Here is a 24551-nt window from a genome sequence, read left to right as displayed (position 1 = left end):
CCGAAAGGGTGAGAGAAATGGAAGCCGACCTGAAGCGGACGGTGGAGGCGCTGCTCTTTGCCTCTCCCGAGCCCCTGTCCCTGCCTCAGCTGCAGTCCATCCTGCCGTCCACGGACCGCAAGGGACTGCGCGCGATCCTCGCCGAGCTCGCCGCGGACTACGACGCGGCGGGCCACGCTTTCCAGCTCAGCGAGCTGGGCGGCGGGTGGCGCGTGCTGACGCGGCCCGAGCACGCGCGTCACATCGAAACGCTGCTCAAGGGCCAGCGCCGCGTGCGCCTGAGCCGGGCCTCGCTCGAGTGCCTGGCCGTGGTGGCCTACCGTCAGCCCTGCACCCGCGTGGACGTGGAAGCCGTGCGCGGCGTGAACTGCGGCGGCTCGCTCGCCACGCTCATGGAGCGGAACCTGATCCGCATCACGGGTCGCGCCGAGACGCTGGGCCGCCCGCTGCTCTACAGCACGAGCGAGGAGTTCCTGTCGCACCTGGGCATCAACAGCCTCGAGGAGCTGCCCAAGCTCACGGAGATCGAGGCCCTGCTGAACACGCGCGAGGACGAGGAGGACAGCTCCGTGCCCGCCGACGCCCGCCGCGAGCGGCTGGTGGAGGGCATGGACGCCATCGCCGCGGTCATCGCCGAACAGCGGGAGGCCCTGGGCGAGGCGCAGGACATCGTCCCCGAGGATGACGCCGAGGCCGAGGGCGACGTCGAGGACGCGGCGGTCGACGGGGAGGGGGCCAGCGAACTGCCCGAGCATCGCGCGGTCATGGACGCCGCGCTGGCCGAGGAGCGCGCGGAACTCGCCGAGGCGCCCGCCATGGCGATGGCGGCGGTGGCCGCCGCGGCGGGCAACGGAGGCGGCACGCTGTCGCGCCTCGCGCGCGCGCTCACGCCGACGCCGGCCGAGGCCGACGACGCGCTGGACGAGCTCGCCGCCGCGGCGGACGGCGACCGCGAGGATTGAAGACCGTCCGCCTCAACCGCTTCCTGGCCCTGGCCGGCGTGGCCAGCCGACGCCGCTGCGACGAGATCGTGCGCAGCGGCCGCGTGGCCATCGACGGCGAGACCGTGGACGATCCCGCGCGCGGCGTCGATCCCGCGCAGGACCGGGTCACGCTCGACGGCAAGCCCCTCGCCGCCGTGGCGCCCCGCACCTGGCTCCTCAACAAGCCCCGCGGCGTGCTCTCCGCGGCCAGCGACGCGCGCGGCGGCCGCACCGTGCTGGATCTCGCGCGCGAGGCCGGCATCACGGAGCGCCTCTATCCGGTGGGGCGGCTCGACAAGGACAGCCGCGGCCTGCTCCTGCTCAGCAACGAGGGCGACCTCGCGCTGCGCCTCACGCACCCGCGCTACGGGGTCGAGAAGACCTATCGCGTGAGCATCAACCTGCCCATCACGGCCACGCAGCAGCGGCGCTTCGCCGCAGGGCTTCCGCTCGAGGACGGCCCCACCCGGCCCTGCCGCATCCGTCCGCTGCCGGGGCGCGCGAACTACGAGGTCGTGCTCGCCGAGGGGCGCAAGCGGCAGATCCGCCGGATGTTCGAAGCCATGGGGCGGCGGGTCACGGATCTGCGCCGCGTGCGCCTGGGCGCCCTGAGCCTGGGCGCGCTCCGCGAGGGCGAGCTGCGCGAACTCAGCGGCCGCGAACTGCAGGCGTTGAAACGGTCCGTGGGGCTGCGCTAGAGTCGTCGCGACACCCCGAGGGAGGGACGATGAACTTCGAGACGCTGGCGCGGCAGGAGATCCTGCAGGTGCGGCCCTACGTGCCGGGCAAGCCGGTGGAGGAGCTGCAGCGGGAGCGGGGGCTGGAGACCATCATCAAGCTGGCCTCGAACGAGAACCCGCACCCGCCGAGCGAGTCCGTGCTCGCCGTGCTGGCGCACGGCTGCCGCGAGCTCAACCGCTACCCGGACGACAGCGCCTACCATCTGCACCGCGCCCTCGCCGGGCAGCTGGGCGTGGACGAGGCGCGCATCATCATCGGCAACGGGTCGGTGGAGATCCTCTACCTGCTGGCGCAGATCTTCGTGCGGCCGGGGGAGAACCTCGTCTACGCGACGCCGTCCTTCGTGGTCTACGACATCGTCGCGCGGCTGTCGCCGGGCGAGGGTCGCCCGGTGCCCTGCGATGCGGAGTTCCGCCACGACCTCGGCGCCATGCTCGCGCGGGTCGACGCGCGGACGAAGCTGGTCTTCGTCTGCAATCCCAACAACCCGACGGGCACCTACACCCGGGCGGGCGAGCTGCGCGACTTCGTGCGCGCGCTGCCGAAGGACGTGCTCGTGGTGGTGGACGAGGCCTACTACGAGTACGTCGAAGCCGAGGACTACCCGCAGACGCTGGAGTGGCTGGACGCGCATCCGAATCTCATCGTGCTGCGCACCTTCAGCAAGATCCACTCGCTGGCGGGCCTGCGCGTCGGCTACGGCATCTGCCACCCGGAGCTGCGCGCGCTGCTGGAGCGCGGGCGGCCGCCGTTCAACGTGAATTCGCTGTCCCAGGCGGCGGCGGTGACGTCGCTCGGCGAGAGCGCGCGTCTGTGCGGCATCCGCGAGGAGAACAGTCGCGGCCGCGCGCTGCTGGAGCGCGAACTCGCCGCCATGGGCTGCCGCGTGCTGCCCAGCCAGACCAACTTCGTCATGGCCTTCCTCCCGATGGACGCCGCGCTCGCCTACGAGCGGCTGCTGGCGAAGGGCGTCATCGTGCGCCCCATGGGCAGCTTCGGCACGGACATGAACGCCGTGCGCATCAGCGTCGGGCTGGAGGCGGAGAACCGCCGTCTGCTCGCGGCCGTGAGCGATCTGCTGCAGGAGAGTCGCACCGCCTGATGAGTTACCGCATCCGTCCCGCGAAGAAGTTCCGCGGTCGCTGGCAGGCCGCCGGCGACAAGTCGCTCACGCACCGCGCCTTCCTCTTCAACGCCCTCGGCGAGGGCGAGGCGGTGCTGCGCGGCCTCAACGCCGGCGAGGACTGCGCGCGCAGCCGTGTTCTCGTGGAGGCCCTCGGCGCGCGCGTCGAACCCGTGGAGGGGGAGAAGGGCGCCTGGCGAATCACCGGCCGGGGAGGACGCTTCCGCGCCCCCGACGGCACGCTCGACGCCGGCAACTCCGGCACCACCCTGCGCCTGGCCTGCGGGCTGCTGGCGGCGCAGGCGTTCGCCAGCACCCTGGACGGCGACGACACCCTGCGCCGACGCCCCATGGCCCGCATCCAGGCGCCGCTCGCGGCCCTCGGCGCGACGGTCACGCTGACCAACGGCGGCACCGCACCGGTCACCGTGCAGGGCGGCGCGCTGGCGGGCTGCGACTACGTCAGCCCCGTGGCGAGCGCGCAGGTCAAGAGCGCGTTCCTGCTGGCGGCGCTGCAGGCGGAGGGGGCGAGCAGCTTCCGCGAGCCCGTCCTCAGCCGGGATCACAGCGAGCGCCTGCTGCGGCGCATGGGCGCGGAGATCGTCACGGACGGCGACGGCAGGCTCCGCCTCAGCGGCCCCCAGAGCCTGCGCTGCGTGAGTCTCGACGTGCCGGGGGACATCTCCTCCGCGGCCTTCCTGATCGCGGCGGGCGTGCTGGTGGAGGGCGGGAACGTCCTCATCAAGAATCTGGGCGTCAATCCCACGCGCACCGGCTTCCTCGACGTGCTCGAGCGCATGGGCGGACGCTTCGCGCTCTACCATCCGCGCGAGGAGGCCGGCGAGCCCGTGGCGGACCTGCTGGCGCAGCACTCGGCGCTGGAGGCGGTGGAGGTGGCGCCCGACGAGGTGCCGCGCCTGGTGGACGAGATTCCCATCCTCGCCGTGCTCGCCGCGCGCGCGCAGGGAAAGAGCCGCTTCCACGGGCTCGGCGAGCTGCGCGTGAAGGAGAGCGATCGCCTCGCCCAGACCGCGTCGCTGCTGGAGGCCTTCGGCGCGAAGGCGCGCGTGGTGGACGACACGCTCGAGGTGGAGGGCGGCGCGCGGCTCAAGGGCGCGGAGGTGGACGCCGCCGGCGACCACCGGATCGCCATGGCGGCGAGCGTCCTGGGCCTGCTGTGCCGGGGCGACAGCCGCGTGAACGGCACGGCCTGCGTGGCGACGAGCTTCCCCGAATTCCCCGGTCTCCTGCGCCGCTTCTCCGACGGCGCGCTGGCCCAGGACGGCGACGGCTGATGCTCATCACCATCGACGGCCCCGCCGCCAGCGGCAAGAGCACCACGGCCCGGGCCGTGGCCGAGCGGCTGGGCCTCGACTACCTGGACACCGGCGCGCTCTATCGCGGCGTGACCCTGGCGGCGCTGCGCAAGGAACTCGCCGCCGAGGAAGGGCCCGCGCTGAGCGCCTTCCTGGCCTCGCTGCACCTGCGCTACCGGGTGCGCCGCGGGCAGGTGCAGATCCTCCTCGACGGCGAGGACGTGAGCGACGAGATCCGCGACGCGGCCGTGACCGCGCGCGTCAGCGACTTCAGCGCCCTCCCGTCCCTGCGCGCCCACATGGTCGAGTTCCAGCGGCACTACGCGCGCGGGCGCAACGTGATCGCCGAGGGACGCGACATGGGCAGCGTGGTCTTCCCCGAGGCGGACCTCAAGGTCTTCCTGGAGGCCGATCCCCAGGTGCGCGCGCATCGGCGCGCCGAGGAGTTCGCCGAGCGGGGGCGGGACGTGGAGGACGCGGTCGTCGCCGCCGAGCTCGAAGCCCGCGACAGCAAGGACGCGGGGCGCTCGCACTCGCCGCTGGTCAAGCCCGAGGGCGCGGTGGTCCTGGACAACAGCCGGCTCAGCATCGAGGAGCAGGTGGAGGCCGTCCTGCGCCTGGCCGAGCAGCGCTGGCCCGCCGCGCGGGTGGATCCCGAGACCCTGCTCTATCATGCCCCCGGGGGGAACGCGGCCGTGCCGCGCATGCGGCTCAGCTACCGACTCGCCTGGAGCTTCGTGCGGCTGACGCTCCGCCTGCTCTTCGGCCTGCGCTACGTGCACGCCGAGCGCGCGGCGATGGGGGGGCCGCTGATCGTGGCCAGCAACCACATCAGCTGGCTGGATCCCCCCGCGGTGGGCAGCGGGCTCCCGCGGGAGATGACCTTCGTGGCCAAGCGCGAGCTCTTCGCGTTCAAGCCCTTCGGGGCGCTCATCGGCTACTTCAACGCCGTGCCGATCCGGCGGGGGACCTTCGACCGGGTCTGCTTCGACGTCCTGCGCCGCCGGATCCAGGCCGGCGGCGCCGTGCTCTTCTTCCCCGAGGGCACCCGGAAGCCCGTCGGGCGGCTGGGCCGGGCCAAGTTCGGGATGGGCCTGGTGGCCAAGGAGAGCGGGGCGCCGGTGCTGCCGGTCTACGTCAAGGGCAGCACCCGCTGGAAGCGGGCGCTCCTCCGGCGGGAGCGCGTGGAGGTCTGGATCGGCCGCCCGCTGCACATCGCGCCGCTCGCCGCCCAGGGCCACCGGGGCCGTGAGCTGCTGGATCTCTTCGGCGAGGGGGTCATGGCGGAGATCGCCCGGCTCCAGGACGAGGCCGGCGGCGCCTTCGACCCCTCCCCGCGCTAGCCCCACCCCCTTGCAATCGGGGCCAAGTTGGCCTATTGTCAGCGGGTTGCCCGGCTCCGGCCGGGCTTAACGCCATTCACCCATCAGGAGGAAACGCGTACATGGACTTCGAACAGACGACCCCCCAGGGCCCTGGCGAGACCCAGGCGAGCTCCGAAATGACCCTGAAGGGGGGTGAAAGCGAATCCACGTCCGGCGCGGCGACCGCTCCGCGCAAGGACCGCCTGCTGAACCAGCGCCTCGGCCTCGAGGTGGAGGAACTGGGGACGGGCGAGGGCGGCATCCGTCGCGACGTCAGCTTCGAGGAGCAGATGCTCCAGTACGAGCAGACCCTCAAGGAGATCAAGGAGGGCGAGATCGTAAAGGGCAGCATCCTGCACGTCGGCGACAACGAGGTGCAGATCAACGTCGGCTTCAAGAGCGAGGGCTACATCCCGCGCTCGGAGTTCGGCAGCGAGCCGATCAACATCGGCGACGAGGTGGACGTCTTCCTCGAGAGCCTCGAGGACCAGGACGGCCTCGTGGTCCTGTCCAAGGAGAAGGCCGACTTCCTCAAGGTCTGGGACACGATCAAGGACGCCTACGACACCGGCAACATCATGGAGGGCGTGGTGGACCGCCGGATCAAGGGCGGTCTCGTGGTTCGCTTCCTCGGCGTCGACGCGTTCCTGCCCGGCAGCCAGGTCGCCCTGCGCCAGGTGCCCGATCTCGAGGCGCTCCTGGGGCAGACCTTCGCCTTCAAGATCATCAAGCTGAACAAGCGGCGCCGCAACATCGTCGTGAGCCGGCGCACGGTGCTGGAGGAGGAGCGCAACCGCCTCAAGGCCCAGATCATCCAGGAGCTGGAGAAGGGCCAGGTGCGCAAGGGCACGGTCAAGAACATCACCGACTTCGGCGCCTTCGTGGACCTGGGCGGCATCGACGGCCTGCTGCATCTCACCGACATGAGCTGGGGCCGCATCAGCCATCCCAGCGAGCTGGTGACGATCGGCGAGGACATCGAGGTCAAGGTGCTCGACATCGATCTCGAGCGCGAGCGCATCAGCCTGGGCCTCAAGCAGCTCACGCCCTACCCCTGGGACAACGTGGAGAACAAGTTCCCCGTGGAGTCCGTGGTCAAGGGCAAGGTCGTCTCGATCACCGACTACGGCGCCTTCGTGGAGCTGGAGAAGGGCGTCGAGGGCCTGATCCACATCAGCGAGATGAGCTGGACGCGCCACGTCAAGCACCCGAGCAAGATCGTCAGCATCGGGCAGGAGGTGGAGGCCAAGGTCCTCTCCGTCGACCGCGAGAACGAGAAGATCAGCCTCGGCCTCAAGCAGACCGAGCCGGATCCCTGGGACACGCTCGACGAGAAGTACCCCATCGGCTCGATCGTGCCGGGCAAGGTGCGCAACCTGACCAACTTCGGCGCCTTCGTGGAGCTGGAGGAGGGCATCGACGGTCTGGTCCACATCAGCGACATGAGCTGGACCAAGCGCATCCGTCACCCGCGCGAGATGCTGAACAAGGGCGACGAGATCGAGGTCGTGATCCTGGCCATCGACAAGGACATCCGCCGCATCAGCCTCGGCATCAAGCAGCTCACGCCGGATCCCTGGCTCGAGCTGAGCACCAAGTACGGCGAGGGCACCTTCGTGGACGCCAAGGTCGTGCGTCCGCTGGAGCGCGGCGTGGTGGTGGAGGTCGAGGACGGCGTCGAGGGCTTCATTCCGGTGAGCCACCTGGGCGACCGGAACATCAAGCAGCCCGAGCTGCACTTCGCCGAGGGCGAGGAGATTCCGGCCAAGGTGATCAAGGTGGATCACGAGGGCCGGCGCATCGTCCTGTCCGTCGGCGACCGCCTGCGCGAGGAGGGCACCGAGGCGCTCAAGGAGTACCTCGACAAGTTCGGCCAGCCTCGTTTCACGCCGGCGGAGAAGTCCGAGAGCGACGGCGACGACGACATGGACGTGGATCTCGATGCGGACGTCGACGAGGCGATCGCGGACGCGTCCGAGAACGACTGATCGGGTTTCGCAGTGTGAGGGGAGGTCGGGCCTGCGCCGGACCTCCCCTTTTTTGCAGGGTCTGACGAAGGGAGACGCGCCATGGCCGGCGCGCCCGGACACGCCGAGGGGCTTCGCGCCCCCGGCCGCGTGGCCCTGGTCACCCAGGGCTGCAAGGTCAACCAGTACGAGACCCAGGTGATCCTGGAGTCGCTGCTGGCGCGCGGCTGGGAGCTGGTGCCCTTCGGTGACGCCGCCGACCTCACGGTGATCAACTCCTGCACGGTGACCGACGGCGCCGACCGCGACCTGCGCAAGCTCGTCGCGCGGGCGCGCCGCGCCAGCGCGGACGGCCGCGTGCTGGTCACCGGCTGCCGGGTCCAGGTGGACCCCGCGGGCAGCGCCGCGCTGGAAGGCGTGGACCTGGTGGTGGACAACGTCGCCAAGGCGCGCATCCCGGCGCTGCTGGACTCGCCGGCGCCGGGGAGTCTCGCGGGGAGCGTGCTGCAGGCCTTCGGCGACCGCGTGGAGGACGCGCCCATCACGCGCCTGGACGGCCGCGGCCGGGCCATCCTCAAGGTCCAGGACGGCTGCAACCTGCGCTGCAGCTTCTGCATCGTGCCGGCCGCGCGGGGGAACAGCCGCAGCCGCGCCGCCGGGGAGACGCTGGCGCGGGCGCGCCTGCTCGAGGAGCACGGCTATCGCGAGCTGGTGCTCTCGGGCATCCAGCTGGGCTTTTACCGCGACCCCGACGGCCACGCGCGCAGCCTCGCCGACCTGCTGGAGCTCCTGCTGGCGGGCACGCGGCGGCTGCGCTTCCGTCTGGGCTCCATGCTGCCGCGGCACTTCACACCCCGGCTGCGCGCGCTCTTCGCGGCCGAGCCGGCGCGGCTCTGTCCGCACTTCCACATCTCGCTGCAGAGCGGCGACGACGCCGTGCTGCGCGCCATGAAGCGACCCTATCGCTTCGCGCACTATCGCGAGCTGCTGGAGTCGCTGGTGGACGACCTCGCGGACCCCTGCCTCGGGACGGACCTCATCGTCGGCCATCCGGGCGAGGACGCGGACGCCTTCGCGCGCGGGCTCGAGGCGGTGGCGGCCTTGCCGCTGGCCTACGGGCACGTCTTCCCGTTCTCGGCGCGGACGGGGACGCGCGCGGCGGCGATGCCGACGGCGGCGAGCCCGCGCGAGATGGCCGCCCGCAGCCTGGCGCTGCGCGAGCTGCTGGCGGCGAAGGGCGCGGAGTATCGCGGCCGGCAGCGAGGCCGGGAGCTGCGCGTCGTGGCGGAGCAGCGCCGGTCCGGCGGGGTGTGGACGGGGACGAGCGAGAACTACCAGACCGTCCGCTTCGCGGCGCCGTCGCTGGAGGGCGGGGCCCTGGCGCGCGTGCGCGTGGTGGACGTCGAGCCGGGTGGCAAGCGCCTCCGCGGCGACGTCGTCGCCGACGCGCGGCCGGCCGCGGGCGTTCCCGACGCCGAAAGGATGCGAGCATGAGCCGCAAGTTCTACGTGGAGACCTACGGGTGCCAGATGAACGCCTACGACACGCAGGTCATCGAGGGCGTGCTGGAGGCCGAGGGGCTGGAGAAGGTGGAGCGGCCGGAGGAGTCGGACCTCATCATCATCAACACCTGCTCGGTGCGGGATCAGGCGGAGCAGCGGGTGCTGGGACGCATCAACCAGCTCGACGGCCTGCGCCGCGGCCGCGACAGCCGCCTGCTCATGGGCGTGGTGGGCTGCATGGCGCAGCGTCTCGGCCCCACGCTGATCGGCGGTACGCGGGGGCGCGTGGACTTCGTGGTCGGCCCGCAGCAGTACAAGCGTCTGCCGGCGATCCTGGCCAAGGTGGACGCCGAGACCGAGGCGCGGGAAGAGCACTACTTCACGGACTTCGACCACGTCGTCACCTATCAGGCCAAGCCCAAGCTCGCGCCGCCCGGGGGCAGCCACTTCGTGGCGGTCATGCACGGCTGCGACAAGTTCTGCTCCTACTGCGTGGTGCCCTTCACGCGCGGGCGCGAGCGCAGCAAGGACTGGCGGCACGTGCTGGAGGAGGTGGAGATGGTGGCGGCGCAGGGCGGCTTCGAGGTCACCCTGCTGGGGCAGACCATCAGCAGCTACCGGTTCGAGGACGTCGACTTCGCCGGCCTGCTGGAGAAGGTCCACGCGGTGGAGGGGATCGAGAGCATCCGCTTCATGACCAGCTACCCCACGGACATGACCGAGGCGCTGTTCGATCGCATTGGCAGCTTGCCAAAGGTCGGGACCGGCATCCACCTGCCCTTCCAGTCCGGCAGCGACGCGATCCTCAAGGCTATGAACCGCCGCTATAGCATCGGGGAGTACGAGTCGATCCTCGCGCGCGGGCGGCGCGCGATCGACGACCTGCTCTACTCCACCGACATCATCGTGGGCTACCCCGGCGAGACCGAGGCGGACTTCCAGGCCACGCTCGACGTCGTGGAGCGGCAGGATTTCATCTCGGCCTTCATGTTCAAGTACTCGCCGCGCGAGGGCACGCTGGCCTGGCGCCGGGCGGACGAGGATCTGCCCGCGGAGGTCAAGGAGGAGCGCCTCGCGCGCCTCATGGAACTGCAGGACCGAAAGACGCGGGAACTCCTGGAAACGCGGCTCGGGCGGCCGCTGGAGATACTGCTTGATGAACCCAGCAAAAAGGATGAGACTCGCCTGCGAGGCCGTACCCGCAACAACTTGCGGGTGATCGTCGAGGCCCGTCCCGAGCTTCGCCTGGGGACCCGCGTCAGGGTGCGTCCCCGGGCCATCGCCGGCAGCAGCCTGCTGGCCGACCTGGTGGACGCCGCCCCGGGAGGTTGATCATGTGGATCCTGCAGCGACTCTTCGTGGTGGCGGCCATCGCCATCGTCCTGCTCTTCGGCATGCTGAACGCCGGCGAGACGGTGCGGGTCCAGTACTGGTTCGGCGGCGGCTACACCTTCTACAACAGTCCGCTGCCCCTGGTCATGGTGACCTTCTTCCTGCTCGGGGTGCTCTTCTACTACCTGTTCTCCATCGCGAGGGAGTGGCGGCTGCGCGCCGAGATCCGTCGGCTGCGCCGCCTCACCGGCGACAAGGACCGCGAGCTGCGCGACCTGCGCAACCTGTCCCTCGATGACGTCGACGTCGACCTCGAGGACAGCCAGGGCAGCTACGCCGGCGAGGTGGGTGAGCGGTGAGCGCCGTGGCCTGGCTGGGTGCGGGCCTGCTCCTGCTGCTGGCGGGCCTGCTGCTCTTCTACCGCCGGCAGCTGAAGGCGCGGCCGTCGAGTTCCACCCACGATCATCACCTGGCGGCCCTCGAGGCCTTGGCCGACGGCGACGCCGACCGCGCCACCACGGAGCTGCAGGCGGCCGTGCAGGAGGGGCAGGGGGGCGTCGACGCCTACCTGCGCCTCGCGGAGCTGTCCCGCGCCGCCGGGCAGGTGAAGCGGGCCATCCATCTGCATCGCTCCCTGGCCGTGAACAGCAACTGGAGCCCCGCCGTGCGCCAGCGCATCCTGCGCGGCCTGGCGGAGGACTACCTCGCCGCCGGCCGCTGGGACGACGCCCTCGGCCAGCTCGAGGAGCTGCGCAAGCTCGACGGCCGCGACCCCGCCATCTACCGCCGCCTCTGCCAGGTCTACCTGCGCAAGCTCGACGGCGAGAAGGCCGAGCACGCGCTCAAGCGCGCCCACCGGCTGGAGGGCACGCCCAAGCCCGACGAGCTCGCGATCCTGCAGGGCGAGCTGGCGCGCCGCCTGATGGGCGAGCAGCGGCACAAGGAGGCCCAGAAGGCCGTCGCCGCCGCGCTCAAGCTGGACGAGGACTGCCTGCCGGCCCTGCGGCTGGCCGTGGATCTCGCGCTGCAGCAGAACCAGGAGCAGGAGGCCGCGGACGCGCTGCAGCGCCTCGCGCTCACCGGGCAGCCGGGCTCCGAGGACGACTACGCCCGCATGGAGAAGCAGTTCTTCGAGCTGGGGCGCTATCACGAGATCCAGTTCGTCTACCAGGAAGTGCTGAGCCGCGAGCCGGAGTTCTGGCCGGCGCGTTTCGCGCTGGCGCGGATCCTCCAGAAGCGAGGGCGGGGCGACGAGGCCGTCAATCTGCTGGAGCCGAGCCTCGACGCCGACGCCGGAACCGCCAGCCGCGCCGCCGCGCTGCTGCTGGAGTGGGGGCAGCCCGAGCGGGCGCGGCGCTGGCTCGAGCGCTGGGCGGGCGAGCTGCCCACGCGCCCGCGCACCTACCGCTGCCGGACCTGCGGCACGGAGAGCGCCCGCGCGCGCTGGTACTGTCCCACCTGCCATGCCTTCAAGAGCTACGACGCCGTCCGCGAGGAAGCCCGTGCGAAGTCGGCGCGCTGAGCTGACCGTCCTGCTGGCCGCGGGTCTGCTGCTCGTCGGCGCGGGGGCCTGGGCCGGTGCCTGGCCCGAGCCGCCCGCCACGGTGGCGCCCCAGAGCCTCAGCGGCGAGGCGGCCCGGGACTACCGCTTCGCCGCCGGTCTCTACCGCGCGCTGGCGCGCGAGGTCACGGACGGCAACCCCGCCCTGCTCGGCCCCGCCGACGCGGCGCGCGTGGCGCGGGCGCTGCTCACGCTCGGGCAGGGGGATCTCGCCGCCGAGCGCTTCGGGGGCCGGGACGACCTGCCCTCCGGGCTGCGGCTCCTCCTCGCCCTGCAGCGGGACCCGTCGGGTTGGTCGGCCGCTGACCGGGAGCGCTGGGGGAAGGCCTGGCCGGGCGGGGATGGCGAGTCGGTTTACTGGCGGGCCCGCGCCGATCAGGCGCTCGACGAGAGCGAGGGGGCGCGGAGCGCGCTGAACGCCTTGCTGGGCCGCGAGCCGGGGTCGGTCTTCGCGCCCGCGGCGCTGGAACTGCTGCAGGACCTGCCGGCGCCCGAGACGCTCTCCGCGAATCGCGGCGCGCCGGGTTCCAGGGTGGAGCCCGCGAGCGGGGGCCTGCGCGTGCAGTGGGGCGTCTTCCGTGACGTGCAGGGCGCGCGCCGGCTGCGCGAGGCCGTGAGCGCTTACGGTCAGCAGGCGGAGCTGCTGCGCTTCCGGCAGGACGGCCGCGAGCTCTTCCGCGTCTGCTCGCCGCCCTTCCCCGACGACGCCGAGGCGGACGCCCGCGCGCTCGGCGAGAGCCTGCGCCAGCGCTACGGCCTCGACTTCGTGCTCCATCGCAGCGAGGAGTCCGGAGCGTCGCCATGAGCCGCGCGGCCCGCGGCATGACCCCCATGATGGAGCAGTACCACCGGATCAAGCGCGAGCATCCGGGGCGCATCCTGCTCTACCGCATGGGCGACTTCTACGAGACCTTCTACGACGACGCGGTCGTCGCCAGCAAGGTGCTCGGCATCACCCTCACCACCCGCGGCAAGAGCGAAGGCGAGCCGATCCCGCTGGCCGGCGTGCCCTATCACGCCGTCAACACCTACGTCCACCGGCTGCTGCGGGCGGGGCACAGCGTGGCCATCTGCGAGCAGGTGGAAGACCCCGCCCTCGCCAAGGGCGTGGTGGAGCGGGCCGTCACCGAGGTGATCACGCCGGGGACGGTGGCGATCGAGGAGTTCCTCCCGGCCGATCGCGGCAACTACTGCCTGGCCGTGCAGCAGGCGGAGGACGGCCGTCTGGGCTACGCGCTCGGGGACATCGCCACGGGCGAACTGCTGGTGGGGGAAGATCCCACGGCGGTGGTGCTCGGCCTGCCGGGCCGCTTCCAGGTGCGCGAGCTGCTGCACGCGGAGGGCCTGGACGAGGAGCGCTGGCTCGCCGAGATGCGCGCGCTCTATCCGGAGCTGCACATCACGCCGCGCCGGGCCTGGGACTTCCTCGCCGAGGAGGCGGAGCGCGCGCTCACGCGGCACTTCGCCGTGGGGCGCAGCGCCGTGCTGGGCTTCCGCGAGCACGAGCGCGCGCCGCTGCGCGCGGCGGGCGCACTGCTGGGCTACTTCCACGAGCTGAAGAGCGGCGATCTCGCCTACGTGGATCAGGTGCAGTTCCTCCGCCAGGAAGAGTGCATGGTTCTCGATCGCGTGACGGTGGAGAACCTGGAGCTCATGCGGCCGCTCAGGGGCGAGGACCTCAGCGCGACGCTCTTCGCGCAGATCAACCACTGCCGCACCCGCATGGGCGCGCGCCTGCTCTCGCGCTGGCTGCTTTCGCCGCTGCTGGAGGTCGCGGCGATCGACGCGCGCCTGGACGCCGTCGCGGAGCTGCTCGGGCAGCTCGAGCTGCGCCGCGAACTGGAGCAGCTGCTCGGGCGGCTGCCGGATCTGGAGCGTCTGGTGGGTCGGCTGGGCAGCGGACAGACGCGTCCACGCGACCTGCGCGCCCTCGCCGACAGCCTGGCCGAGCTGCCCGTCTTCAAGGGCTTGCTCGCGCAGGCGGCGAGTCCGCTGCTGCGGGAGCTCGAGGCGGCGCTGGACCCGCTGGCCGAGCTCACGGCGCTGCTGCAGGGCGCGCTGGTGGAGGAGCCGCCGGCCAAGCTGGGCGACGGCGGCGTGATCGCGGACGGCCACGATCCCGAACTGGACCGCCTGCGCTCGCTCGCGCACGACGGCCGCGAGTGGATCCTCGCGCTGCAGGAGGCCGAGCGGGAGCGCAGCGGCATCCCCAAGCTGAAGGTGGGCTACAACAAGGTCTTCGGCTACTACCTGGAAGTCAGCCGGGGGCAGGCCGACAAGGTGCCCGAGGACTACGTCGTCAGGCAGACGCTGACCGGCAGCCTGCGCTACGTGACGCCCGCGCTGAAGAGCCGTGAGGAGGAGATCCTCGGCGCCGAGGAGCGTCGGCTGCGGCGGGAGGCCGAGCTCTTCGAGGCACTGCGCGCGTCGGCCTACGCCGAGCACCGGGCGCTGCAGGCGAACGCGCGCGCGCTGGCGGCGGTGGACGTCCTGCGCGGCCTGGCGACGCTCGCCGAGCGGCGTCGCTACTGCCGGCCGCAGCTGCTCGACGAGCCGCTGCTCGAGATCACCGAGGGACGTCACCCGGTGGTGGAGGCGCTGCTGGAGGGCGACTTCATCCCCAACGACCTCACGCTGCACCCCGAGCGCGAGCAGATCCACGTGATCACCGGGCCCAACATGGGCGGCAAGTCCACCTACCTGCGGCAGACGGCCCTGATCGTGATCCTCGCGCAGCTCGGCAGCTTCGTGCCGGCCGCGGCCGCGCGCGTGGGGCTGGTGGACAGCATCTTCACGCGCGTGGGGGCCAGCGACAACCTGGCGCGCGGGCAGAGCACCTTCCTCATCGAGATGGAGGAGACCGCCAGCATCCTGCGCAACCTCGGCGAGCGCAGCCTCGTGCTCATGGACGAGATCGGCCGCGGCACGAGCACCTACGACGGCCTCAGCCTCGCCTGGTCGGTGCTCGAGTACCTCCACGCCGAGGAGCGTCGCCGTCCCAAGACGCTCTTCGCCACGCACTACCACGAGCTGACGCGCCTGGAGCAGGATCTGCCGCGGCTGGCCAACTACCACGTCACGGTGAAGGAGTGGGCGGACGGGATCGTCTTCCTGCGCAAGATCGAGCGCGGGCCGGCCGAGCGGAGCTACGGCATCCACGTGGCGCGGCTCGCCGGACTCCCGCCCAGCGTGATCCAGCGGGCCTTTCAGCTCTTGCATTGGATCGAGCAAAGCCAGACTATGGATGGATCCGCGCCCGGGGCCCCGGCCCCGGCCCGCGCGCAGATGGAGCTCTTCGGGGGCGCGGCGCATCCCGTGCTCGAAACCCTGCGCGGGATCGACCCGGCGGCGATGACGCCCCTCGAAGCGCTGAACCTCCTGCACCGGCTCCGGGAGCGACTGGACGGCGAGAGCTGATGGCCACCGAACGCGTGATACTGGCGGGAGACGACGAGCGCCTGCTGCCCCTCTACGAACGCCTCCGCGGCGACGCGCTGGCCGACGTGGTGGCGCTGGGCAGTTCGGATCCGGACTCCGTCACCGCCACCCTGGCCGCGGTGAGCGGGCTGCCGCTCCTCACGGGCGCGGACGGCGAGCGCACCCCCGCCGCGGACTTCTGGGTCTGCGCCGGCCCCTGGCGCGCCCGGGCGGGGGCGACGCCGGTGCTCGACTTCGCCGACGCGGAAGCGCGCTGGCGCCCCGCCATGAAGCGTCCGGCGACGGCGCCCGGCGCCCCTGCGCCGCCGCCCCCGGCGCTGCGCCAGCAGGTCGACCAGGCGCTTGGCGCGTCGGCCAGCCCCTTCACCGCCTTTCCGCGCGAGCTGCAGCGGGAGATCCAGCGCAGCCAGCGCTACCATCTCGGCTTCACCCTGAGCATCCTGCGCGTGCTGGACGCGGCCGGCCGGCCTTTGGATGAGCGCGCCTTCGTCCAGGAGCCGCTGCGTGGCCTGCCGGGCCGCCTGGGACGCGCCTGCGACTCCTGGGGCCTCGCGCGCGAGGGCTACCTGCTCCATCTGGCGCCGGAGACCCTGGAGCAGGCCAGCGCGCTGCGTCGCCGCCTCGAGGCGGCGCTGCTGGAGGCGCTGGCCGGTCAGCCGGGCGGACCGTGGACCGTGGCCACGGGCCAGGCGCGCTTCCCGCGCGACGGCGAGCAGGGCAAGGCGCTCGTGGAGCTGGCCCTCAAGCGGCTCCAGCGCAAGCTGGAGCACAGCGGCGCCGAGGACGACGCGTGAACCCACCCACACGGCAGAGCATCCGGGCGCTGTCCCCGGAGACGGTCAACCGCATCGCCGCCGGCGAGGTGGTGGAGCGGCCGGCCTCCGTGCTCAAGGAGCTGCTCGAGAACGCCATCGACGCGGGCGCGAGCAGCCTGGAGCTGGAGATCGCGGGCGGCGGCATCGCGCTGCTGCGCCTCGCCGACGACGGCCATGGCATCCCCCGCGACGAACTCGCCCTCGCCCTCGAACGCCACGCCACGAGCAAGATCCGCGGTCTCGAGGACCTCGCGCGCGGCGACACGCTGGGCTTCCGGGGCGAAGCGCTGGCGGCGATCGCGTCGGTGTCGCTGCTCGAGATCGTCAGCCGCGTGGAGGACGACGACAGCGCCTGGGCGCTCTCCGGCGGCGAGGCCACGAACCCGCGGCCGGCGGCGCGCGGCCGCGGCACCACGGTCACGGTGCGCGAGCTCTTCGGCAATCTGCCCGCGCGGCGCAAGTTCCTGCGCACCGAGAGCGGCGAGAAGCGTCGGCTCCTGGACGTCTGGACCACCGCGGTGCTCGCCTATCCCGAGCTGCGCTTCGTGCTCCGCGAGGGCGGTCGCGAGCTGTCGCACTACCCGCCGGTGGCGAGCGCGCGCGAACGCGCGGCGGCCGTGCTGGGCGAGACGACGGCGCGACACATGGTGGACGTCAGCGCCGACGAGGCCGGCTTCCGCCTCCGCGGCCTCGCCACGCTGCCCCTGGTCAGCCGCGGCAACCGCAGCCACCAGTTCCTCTACCTGGGACGCCGGCCCGTGGAGGACCGGCAGGTGAGCCACGCGATCGCGCAGGCCTACGCGGACGTCCTCGCGCCCGGCCGCTTCCCCGCGGTGCTGCTCTTCCTCGAGGCGCCCGCGGGCAGCGTGGACGTGAACGTCCACCCCGCGAAACGCGAGGTGCGCTTCCGCGACGGGCGTCTGGTCCACCACCTCGTCAGCAGCGCGCTGCGGGCGGCCATCGGCGAGCGCGGCGGCCTGAAGCGCCATCTGGAGAGCCGCGAGGCGCCGCTGCTCGGCGCGCAGCGCGTCAACCAGCCCACCGGCTTCGCGGCGGCGCCGGCCCCGGCGCCCGAACAGCGAGAACTGACCTTGCCCGCGGGCAGCCGGCCCGCGCAGCCTCGCAGCGCCCGGGAGCCGGGCTTCCTGCGCCTGGGCGAGAGCGCCGACGCGCGCCATCATGAGCCCGACCGCGAGGAGCGACGTTTCTGGCAGCTCCACGACACCTTCATCCTGACGCAGATCCGCGGCGGACTGGTGATCATCGACCAGCACAACGCGCACGAGCGCGTGATCTACGACCGCGCACGAGCGGCGCTGTCCGGCGAACGCGCCGGCACGCAGGGGCTGCTCTTCCCGCACACGGTGGAGCTGGGACCCACGGAGATGGCGGCCTGGGAGGAGTTCGCGGTCTTCTTCGAGGAGCTGGGCTTTCGCATCGAGCCCTTCGGCGCGACGACGCTGCAGGTGACGGGCATCCCCGACACGCTGCGGCGCTGGGAGGGCGGGCGCGTGATCCGGGACATCCTCGACGAGGTCATCGCCGAGAGCGGCGGGCTCGCCGAGCGGCGGGACCGCGCGCTGATCAGCTTCAGCTGCAAGAGCGCCATCAAGGCCGGCGAACCCCTGCGCGAGGAGGAGATGCGCCACCTGGTGGATCAGCTCTTCGGCACGGAGAATCCCTACACCTGCCCGCACGGTCGCCCCATCGTGATCCGCATCAGCATGGACGAGCTGGAGAAGCGCTTCCATCGCCGCGTGCCCGGCGAGCTGGGTGACGCGCCGCCGCGCTGATGCGCCGCGTGCTCGTCATCATGGGCGCCACGGCCACCGGCAAGAGCGGGCTGGCGCTGGCGTTGGCCGAGGCGGCGGGGCGCGAGATCGTGAGCGCGGACAGCCGCCAGATCTACCGCGGCCTGCGCGTGGGCACGGCCCAGCCCACGGCGGACGAGCGGGCGCGCGTTCCCCATCACTGCGTCGACTTCCTCGCGCCCAGCGAACGCTGGTCGGCGCGCGCCTTCGCGGAGGAAGCGCTGGGCCTGCTGCGGCGCGAGGATCGTCCGGCGGCGCTCGTGGTGGGCGGGACGGGCTTCTACCTCGAGAGCCTCTGGGCCGGTCTCTTTCCGGCCGAGATCCCGGCCGCCGAACTCGCGGCCCTTCGCGAGGTCTTCGCGGCGGACGACGGGCCGGCGCTCCACGCCCGCCTCGCCGCGCTGGATCCCGAGAGCGCGGCGCGTCTGCATCCCAACGATCGCCAGCGCGTGGCGCGTGCGCTCGAGGTGGCGCTGGCCACGGGGCGGCCGCTGTCCGCGCATCATGCCGAGGGTCGCGAGGCCCCGGTGGACATCGCGTGGACCCGGGTGTGGCTGCGGGTGGAGCGGCCGTTGCTGAGGGAGCGCATCGCGAGGCGGCTGGACGCCATGCTGGCGGGGGGCTGGCCGGAGGAGGTGGAGGCGCTGCTGGCGGGCGGGGCCGATCCCGGCTGGCCCGGACTCCAGGCGCTGGGCTACCCGGAGCTGGTGGCCCGCCTGGCGGGGCGGCTCGACGCGGAGGAAGCGCGCGAGCGCATCCTGCTGCGCACGGCGCAGTTCGCGAAGCGGCAGGAGACCTGGTTCCGCAATCGGGGGCGGGCGGACGCCGTGCTCGATCCCGACGACGCGGCCACGCTGGAGCGGCTGCGCGCGCTGCTGGAGGCGGGCGGGGCGGCTTGACAGTCCGCGAAGGCGTTGCTAGCTTCCGGTCAGAGGCGGGAATAGCTCAGCTGGTAGAGCATCAGCTTCCCAAGCTGGTGGTCGCGGGTTCGAATCCCGTTTCCCGCTCCGTCGCCAAGCGCCCGGCCAGGCCGGGCGTTTCGCTTGGGGCTAGTAGCGTCCCTTGATCTCGCTGATCGACGCCGCCTCGGCGCCGCCGAGCCCGCAGTTGCAGGTGCCGCTGCAGTTGAAGGTGAACTCGCCGCCCAGGACGTCGTGCTCCTCGTAGTCGCCGTCCACCAGCACGATGTTCTGCTTCTCCGCGCCGCGGACCACGGTCATCCGGTGGTCGCCGTCGACCCAGTTCTCCGAGTAGGCGAGGAACTCCAGGGTGCCGAGGAGCACCGGGGAGCCGCTCACCGCATCGCCGAGGAAGGCGAGGGTGAAGTCGTCGTCGAGGTCGCCGATGGTGAGCGGCGACTCCCACACGGCGGTGCACTGGCCGAGGGGGTAGCCGGGGTTGCCGGGGTAGCCGTCGAGGCTGAACTCGGCGGCGCTCACGGCGTCGAGGCGGTCCAGCGTGGCCATGACGTAGACCGTCACCGCCTGGTAGGGCGTGAGCGGGGCGCTGCAGCTGCTGGCGCTGAGGTCGGTGTAGAGGCCGATCATGTCCGTCGCGGCCGAGGCCGGGACGCTGGCGCAGAGGATCGCGAGGGCGAGTGCGGCGGCACGTAGACGCATGGTCACCTCCAGGAGCTGGCCGAAAGCTAGCACGCGGGGCGTCGCTCTCCAAGCCCGCGGCTTGCGTTCCCGCCACGAGGCCCTAGAATGTGGGGACACCCCCGCGGGAAGGACCCATCGTGAAGCTCATCCGCTCCTCCCGTCACCCCGGGCTGCGCATCGCGCCGGCCGGCGGCGAGCCCGGCCTGCGGCTCACCGCCGTGGGGCCCGGCCTCGCCGATCGCCTGGCGCCAGGGGAGCGGGTGCTGGCGGTGGACGGCCACGCGCTGGAGGACGTCCTCGACTTCCACTACTACAGCGCCTTCAGCATGGAGCCCGAGCTGACGGTGCAGGACGTGGACGGCGCGGAGCGGCGCGTGACCATCGCGGGCGAGCTGCTGGAGCGGGAGTCGCTGGAGTTCGAGCCGCTGCAGTTCAAGACCTGCGGCAACGACTGCGTGTTCTGCTTCATCCACCAGATGCCGGAGGGCCTGCGCGAGGACCTCTACTTCATGGACGAGGACTACCGCCTCGGCTTCCTCTACGGCAACTACGTCACGCTGGCCCTCGCGCGGGAGCACGAGCTCGAGCGCATCGTGAAGCAGCACCTGAGCCCGGTCTATCTCAGCGTGCACGCCACCGACATGGCGTTGCGCAACCGGCTGCTGGGGCTGAAGCGCAGCCGTGACGTCCTCGCGCTCATCCGCCGCCTGCTGGACGGGGGCGTGAGCATCCACACGCAGGTGGTGCTGGTGCCGGGCTGGAACGACGGCGCGGCGCTGGACCGGACCCTCGCCGACCTCGCGGCCTTCCACCCGGGCATCGAGAGCCTGGGCATCGTGCCGGTGGGACTCACCGCGCACCGCGACCGCCTCACCGATCTGCACGCCTTCGACGACGCGGGCTGCGCGCGGGTCATCGAGCAGGTGGAGGGCTGGCAGCGCCGGCTGGCGGCGGAGCACGGGACGCGCTTCGTGCATCTCGCCGACGAGTTCTACCTGCAGGCGCGGCGCCCGCTGCCGGCCATGGAGGACTACGAGGAGTTCTTCCTCTACGACAACGGCATCGGCATGAGCCGCGATTTCGTCGACACGGTGCTGACGGAAGCGCAGGAGTGGATCGCGCCGCCGCGACCGCTGCGCGTGGGGCTCCTCACGGGCAAGCTGGGGGAGCAGCTCTTTCGGGAGACGCTCCTGCCCGCCCTGGGCGCGCTGCCCGGTCTCTCCCTCGAAGTGCGCGGTCTCGAGAATCGGCTCTTCGGGTCGGGAATCACCGTGAGCGGGCTCCTGCCGGGGGAGGAGCTGCTGGCGGGGCGGTCGCAGCTTCCGGAAGACCTGGACCTGCTGGTGCTTCCGCCCAATACCCTCAACGCCGGCGGGCGCTTCCTGGACGACCTCAGCCTCGAGGAATTCCGCGCGCGCTGCGACCTGCCCGTGCGGGTGCCGGCGGCGGGGCTGCTCGCCGAGCTGGCGGACTTCGCGCGTCACTCGAACTAGAAAGCGCTTGAAGCGGCGAAGGCGGCCTTGCTAAGGTCCGCCTATCGCTTTAGGCGACAGGACCTTCCGCAGGACGTCTCAAGTGCCGCCTGTATCGACCATCGCCATCATCGGCCGCCCCAACGTGGGCAAGTCCACGCTCTTCAACCGCCTGGCGGGGCAGCGTCTCGCCGTGGTTCACGCCAGGGCGGGGGTCACGCGTGACCGTCTGGTCACCCAGGTGACCCACGACGGCCGCCGCTTCTGGGTGGTGGACACCGGCGGGATCGGCTTCGACGACGACGAGCTCTCCGTCAAGACCAAGGAGAGCGCGCTGGCCGCGCTGGACGAGGCCGACCTGCTCATCTTCCTCACCGACGTGCGCACCGGGGTCACCGACGAGGACCTCGCCGTGGCGAAGCTGCTCCGCGGGCACACGGCCAAGGTCTGGCTGCTCGTGAACAAGGTCGAACGCGCCGAGGACGAATACGGCGTGCACGACTTCCACTCCCTCGGCCTCGGCGATCCGCTGCCCATCTCGGCGCTGCACGGCACGGGCGTGGGCGTGTTCTGGGAGCGCCTGCTGGCCCTGGTGCCGCCGCTGCCCACGGGCGCGGCCATGCAGCAGCAACTGCGGCTGGCCGTGGTGGGCCGTCCCAACGTGGGCAAGAGCAGCATCGTGAACGCGCTGCTGGGCGACGAGCGCATGATCGTCAGCGACGTGCCCGGCACCACGCGCGACGCCGTCGACAGCCGCCTGCGCTGGCACGGGCAGGAGGTGCTGCTCATCGACACCGCGGGCCTGCGCAGGAAGACCAAGGTCAAGCGGAGGCTCGAGGTCTACAGCAATCTGCGCAGCCTGTCGGCCATCGACAACGCGAACGTGGTGCTCATGACGCTCGACGCCAGCCGCAGCTTCGCCGAGCAGGACCTGCGCATTGCGAAGCACGCCCACGAAGAGGGCAAGGGCGTGATCATCGTCGTGAACAAGTGGGACCTGGTGGAGAAGGACAACAGCAGCACCGGCGAGTACGTGCTGCGCGTGCGCGAGGCGCTGCCCTTTCTCGGCTACGCGCCGATCCTCTTCATCTCGGCGCTCACGCACCAGCGGATCCACACGGTGCTGGAGACCGCCTTCCGCGTCTACGAGAAGCGGGGGCAGAAGCTCTCCACGTCGATGCTCAACGATTTCCTCGAGACGGCCGTCGCTCGCCGCCCGCCACGGCACACGCGCGGGGGCACCGCGCGCTTCTACTACGTCACGCAGACCGGCTCCGCGCCGCCGAGCTTCGCGCTCTTCGTGAACAACCCCGAGTGGGTGCACGAGAGCTACCGGCGCTACCTGATCAACCAGTTCCGCAAGAACTTCGACTTCGAGGGGAGTACCGTGCGGCTCAACCTGCGCGCGCGCACCCGTCGCGAGCGGAAGGTCTCGTGAGCGCGCCGCTCGCGAGCGTCGGCCTCCTGCTGGCCGCCTACCTGCTGGGGGGCATCTCCTTCAGCTACCTGGCCGGACGCATGGCGCGCGGCGTGGACCTGCGCGACGTGGGCAGCGGCAACCTGGGCGCCACGAACGTCGTGCGTCACCTGGGCTGGGGCTGGGGCGTGGGCGTGTTCGCGCTGGACATCCTCAAGGGCTGGGTGGCCGTGGCGCTGGCGCAGCGGCTGGGCCCGCCGAGCGCGGCCGCCTGGCTGCCGGTGGCCGCGGGCCTCGCGGCGATCCTCGGGCACAGCTTCACGCCCTACCTCGGCTTTCGAGGCGGCAAGGGCGTGGCGACGAGCGCGGGCGTCTTCCTGCGGCTGGCCCCCGCGGCCACGGGTCTGGCGCTGGCCGTGTTCCTCGTGGTGATGCTGCTGGGGCGGATCGTCTCGCTGGCGAGCCTCGCGGCGGCCACGGCGCTGCCGCTGCTGCTGCTGTGGCGGCGGCCGGACGAGCACGTCCTGCTGGGCTTCGCCCTGCTCATCGCGGTCCTGATCTGGGTCCGCCACCGCAGCAACCTGCGACGCCTGCTGCGCGGCCAGGAGCCGCGGCTGAGCGCCTCGCGGAAGGGAGGCGCGTGATGGACGGCGTCCGCGTCACGATTCTCGGCTGCGGAAGCTGGGGCAGCGCGCTGGCGAAGGCGCTGCACGAAGGCGGCAACACGGTGACGCTCTGGGGCCATCTCGCCGAGGAGATCGAGCCCATCCGCGCGAGCTGCCGCAACGAGAAGTACCTGCCCGGCGTGGAGCTGCCCGCGGCGGTCTGCCGCGCGGCGACGACGGATCTCGACGCCGCACTGGCCGGAGCGGAGGCACTGCTCCTGGTGGTGCCGAGCCAGGTGCTGCGCCAGGTGGCCGCGCGGGTGAAGGCCAGCGGCGCGCTGCCCGCGAACGCCGCGTGGATCCTCGCGGCCAAGGGGCTGGATCCGCAGACGGGCCGTAGCCTCTGCTGGGCCATCGAGGACGAGGTCGGCCCCCTGGCCGAACGGCTCCTGGTCCTGGTGGGACCGAGCCATGCCGAGGAGGTCGCGCGCGGACTGCCCACGGCCCTGGTGCTGGCGGGCGCGGAGAGCCCGGCGCGCGCGGCGCTGCAGCGGGCCTTCTCGAGCGACGCGCTGCGCGTCTACGTCAACGAGGATCGCACGGGCACCGAGCTGGGCGTGGCGCTCAAGAACGTGGTCGCGGTGGCGGCGGGGATCATCGACGGCGTGGGGCTCGGCGACAACACGAAGGGCGCCTTGATCAGCCGCAGCCTGGCCGAGATCGGCCGCTACATCGAGTCCCACGGGGGCGACCGGCAGACGCTGCTGGGCCTGGCGGGGGTGGGCGATCTCGTCACCACCTGCTTCAGCCAGCACAGCCGCAATCGCCACGTGGGCGAGGAACTGGGACAGGGACGCAGCCTCGACGCGATCCTCGCCGACATGGTGCAGGTGGCCGAGGGCGTCCACACGACGCGCACCCTGCACGCCATGGCGGGGCAGGAGGGCGTGGAGATGCCCATCACCGAGCAGGTCTACGCCGTGCTCTTCGCCGGCAAGGATCCGCAGCTCGCGATCCGGGAGCTCATGAAGCGCGACCCCGCGCCGGAGATCCGGAAAGGAGGGAGTCATGCCCGCAGGGAAGCCTGAGCGGGCCCGGGCCAAGCCCGATCCCGAGGCCAAGTCGTCGCGGCGCAAGAAAGAGGTCGGCCGCCTCTACTGGAGCATCAGCGAGGTGGCGGAGCTGGCGGGGGTCAAGCCCCACGTCCTGCGCTACTGGGAGACCGAGTTCCCCAGCTTCAAGCCGAGCAAGAACAGCGCGGGGAACCGGGTCTACCGGGAGCGGGACGTGGAGCTCGCCCTGGCCATCCGCACGCTGCTGCACAAGGAGCGCTACACGATCAAGGGCGCCCAGAAGAAGCTGGCCGAAACCCGCAAGGTGCGGGAGCTGGTGGATCAGCTCGAGATCCCCTTCGCCCGGGCCGACCAGCGGCAGGCGCTGAAGGACATCCGGGACGAGCTCATCGCCCTGCGCAAGCTCCTGGGGGGAAAGTAGCGCCCGCCC

At 72.0% G+C, this 24551-nt stretch carries 21 protein-coding genes and 1 tRNA gene; 21 read left to right on the top strand and 1 reads right to left on the bottom strand.

Features of this window, described 5'->3' with window-relative positions; all coding sequences use genetic code 11:
* The first annotated feature begins 17 nt into the window (after window positions 1-17).
* The 16 genes from scpB (at window position 18) to H6693_02985 (ending at window position 18960) form a co-directional block, all read left to right on the top strand.
* A complete protein-coding gene (scpB, locus tag H6693_03060) occupies window positions 18-962 on the top strand; it encodes an SMC-Scp complex subunit ScpB (GenBank protein MCB9515148.1) in 945 nt (314 codons plus the stop codon).
* Entirely contained in the window at window positions 959-1681 is a 723-nt protein-coding gene (locus H6693_03055; protein MCB9515147.1) for an rRNA pseudouridine synthase, read from the top strand. Before scpB ends, H6693_03055 begins: the two co-directional genes overlap by 4 nt.
* A 29-nt stretch (window positions 1682-1710) precedes the next feature.
* Window positions 1711-2826 (top strand): histidinol-phosphate transaminase, encoded by a 1116-nt coding sequence (locus tag H6693_03050; GenBank protein ID MCB9515146.1) that lies wholly within the window; start codon window positions 1711-1713, stop codon window positions 2824-2826.
* Window positions 2826-4142: a 3-phosphoshikimate 1-carboxyvinyltransferase gene (gene aroA, locus H6693_03045; protein ID MCB9515145.1), complete on the top strand. Its 1317-nt coding sequence runs from the start codon at window positions 2826-2828 to the stop codon at window positions 4140-4142. The genes H6693_03050 and aroA overlap by 1 nt, the downstream gene beginning before the upstream one ends.
* Window positions 4142-5506 (top strand): (d)CMP kinase, encoded by a 1365-nt coding sequence (locus H6693_03040; protein MCB9515144.1) that lies wholly within the window; start codon window positions 4142-4144, stop codon window positions 5504-5506. The genes aroA and H6693_03040 overlap by 1 nt, the downstream gene beginning before the upstream one ends.
* 311 nt (window positions 5507-5817) lie before the next feature.
* Window positions 5818-7515, top strand: a complete 1698-nt coding sequence (locus H6693_03035) for a 30S ribosomal protein S1 (GenBank protein ID MCB9515143.1) — start codon at window positions 5818-5820, stop codon at window positions 7513-7515.
* Window positions 7516-7596: 81 nt separating this feature from the next.
* A complete protein-coding gene (mtaB, locus tag H6693_03030; protein ID MCB9515142.1) occupies window positions 7597-8988 on the top strand; it encodes a tRNA (N(6)-L-threonylcarbamoyladenosine(37)-C(2))-methylthiotransferase MtaB in 1392 nt (463 codons plus the stop codon).
* Window positions 8985-10328, top strand: a complete 1344-nt coding sequence (gene miaB / locus H6693_03025) for a tRNA (N6-isopentenyl adenosine(37)-C2)-methylthiotransferase MiaB (GenBank protein MCB9515141.1) — start codon at window positions 8985-8987, stop codon at window positions 10326-10328. Before mtaB ends, miaB begins: the two co-directional genes overlap by 4 nt.
* A 2-nt stretch (window positions 10329-10330) precedes the next feature.
* Window positions 10331-10687: a LapA family protein gene (locus H6693_03020; GenBank protein ID MCB9515140.1), complete on the top strand. Its 357-nt coding sequence runs from the start codon at window positions 10331-10333 to the stop codon at window positions 10685-10687.
* A complete protein-coding gene (locus tag H6693_03015; protein ID MCB9515139.1) occupies window positions 10684-11850 on the top strand; it encodes a tetratricopeptide repeat protein in 1167 nt (388 codons plus the stop codon). Before H6693_03020 ends, H6693_03015 begins: the two co-directional genes overlap by 4 nt.
* Window positions 11831-12694 carry an SPOR domain-containing protein gene (locus H6693_03010; protein MCB9515138.1) on the top strand — a complete coding sequence of 288 codons (864 nt, stop codon included), beginning with the start codon at window positions 11831-11833 and terminating at the stop codon, window positions 12692-12694. Before H6693_03015 ends, H6693_03010 begins: the two co-directional genes overlap by 20 nt.
* Window positions 12691-15306 (top strand): DNA mismatch repair protein MutS, encoded by a 2616-nt coding sequence (gene mutS / locus H6693_03005; GenBank protein MCB9515137.1) that lies wholly within the window; start codon window positions 12691-12693, stop codon window positions 15304-15306. The genes H6693_03010 and mutS overlap by 4 nt, the downstream gene beginning before the upstream one ends.
* Entirely contained in the window at window positions 15306-16121 is an 816-nt protein-coding gene (locus H6693_03000; protein MCB9515136.1) for a hypothetical protein, read from the top strand. Before mutS ends, H6693_03000 begins: the two co-directional genes overlap by 1 nt.
* Complete coding sequence (gene mutL, locus H6693_02995) at window positions 16118-17935, top strand: DNA mismatch repair endonuclease MutL (GenBank protein MCB9515135.1); 1818 nt, start codon at window positions 16118-16120, stop codon at window positions 17933-17935. The genes H6693_03000 and mutL overlap by 4 nt, the downstream gene beginning before the upstream one ends.
* Complete coding sequence (gene miaA, locus H6693_02990; GenBank protein MCB9515134.1) at window positions 17935-18852, top strand: tRNA (adenosine(37)-N6)-dimethylallyltransferase MiaA; 918 nt, start codon at window positions 17935-17937, stop codon at window positions 18850-18852. Before mutL ends, miaA begins: the two co-directional genes overlap by 1 nt.
* A gap of 35 nt (window positions 18853-18887) precedes the next feature.
* A tRNA-Gly gene (locus tag H6693_02985) sits at window positions 18888-18960 on the top strand.
* A 42-nt stretch (window positions 18961-19002) separates the two neighbouring features.
* Here H6693_02985 and H6693_02980 read toward each other — a convergent pair.
* Entirely contained in the window at window positions 19003-19572 is a 570-nt protein-coding gene (locus H6693_02980; GenBank protein MCB9515133.1) for a hypothetical protein, read from the bottom strand.
* A 119-nt stretch (window positions 19573-19691) separates the two neighbouring features.
* Here H6693_02980 and H6693_02975 point away from each other — a divergent pair, with 119 nt between their 5' ends.
* From H6693_02975 to H6693_02955, 5 genes are read left to right on the top strand one after another with little or no spacing between them, the layout of a single operon-like run.
* Window positions 19692-21047, top strand: coding sequence for a DUF512 domain-containing protein (locus H6693_02975; GenBank protein MCB9515132.1), 1356 nt, complete (start codon window positions 19692-19694; stop codon window positions 21045-21047).
* Window positions 21048-21090: 43 nt separating this feature from the next.
* Window positions 21091-22464 (top strand): ribosome biogenesis GTPase Der, encoded by a 1374-nt coding sequence (der, locus tag H6693_02970; GenBank protein ID MCB9515131.1) that lies wholly within the window; start codon window positions 21091-21093, stop codon window positions 22462-22464.
* Window positions 22461-23087, top strand: coding sequence for a glycerol-3-phosphate 1-O-acyltransferase PlsY (gene plsY, locus H6693_02965; protein ID MCB9515130.1), 627 nt, complete (start codon window positions 22461-22463; stop codon window positions 23085-23087). Before der ends, plsY begins: the two co-directional genes overlap by 4 nt.
* Window positions 23087-24136, top strand: coding sequence for an NAD(P)-dependent glycerol-3-phosphate dehydrogenase (locus tag H6693_02960; protein MCB9515129.1), 1050 nt, complete (start codon window positions 23087-23089; stop codon window positions 24134-24136). The genes plsY and H6693_02960 overlap by 1 nt, the downstream gene beginning before the upstream one ends.
* Window positions 24117-24542, top strand: a complete 426-nt coding sequence (locus tag H6693_02955; GenBank protein ID MCB9515128.1) for a MerR family transcriptional regulator — start codon at window positions 24117-24119, stop codon at window positions 24540-24542. Before H6693_02960 ends, H6693_02955 begins: the two co-directional genes overlap by 20 nt.
* Window positions 24543-24551 lie beyond the last annotated feature (9 nt).

It is taken from the genome of Candidatus Latescibacterota bacterium (assembly GCA_020633725.1).
GTDB lineage: Bacteria > Krumholzibacteriota > Krumholzibacteriia > JACNKJ01 > JACNKJ01 > VGXI01.
The sequence above is the reverse complement of the archived record's forward strand: the minus strand, read 5'-3'. Positions and strand labels throughout refer to the sequence as shown.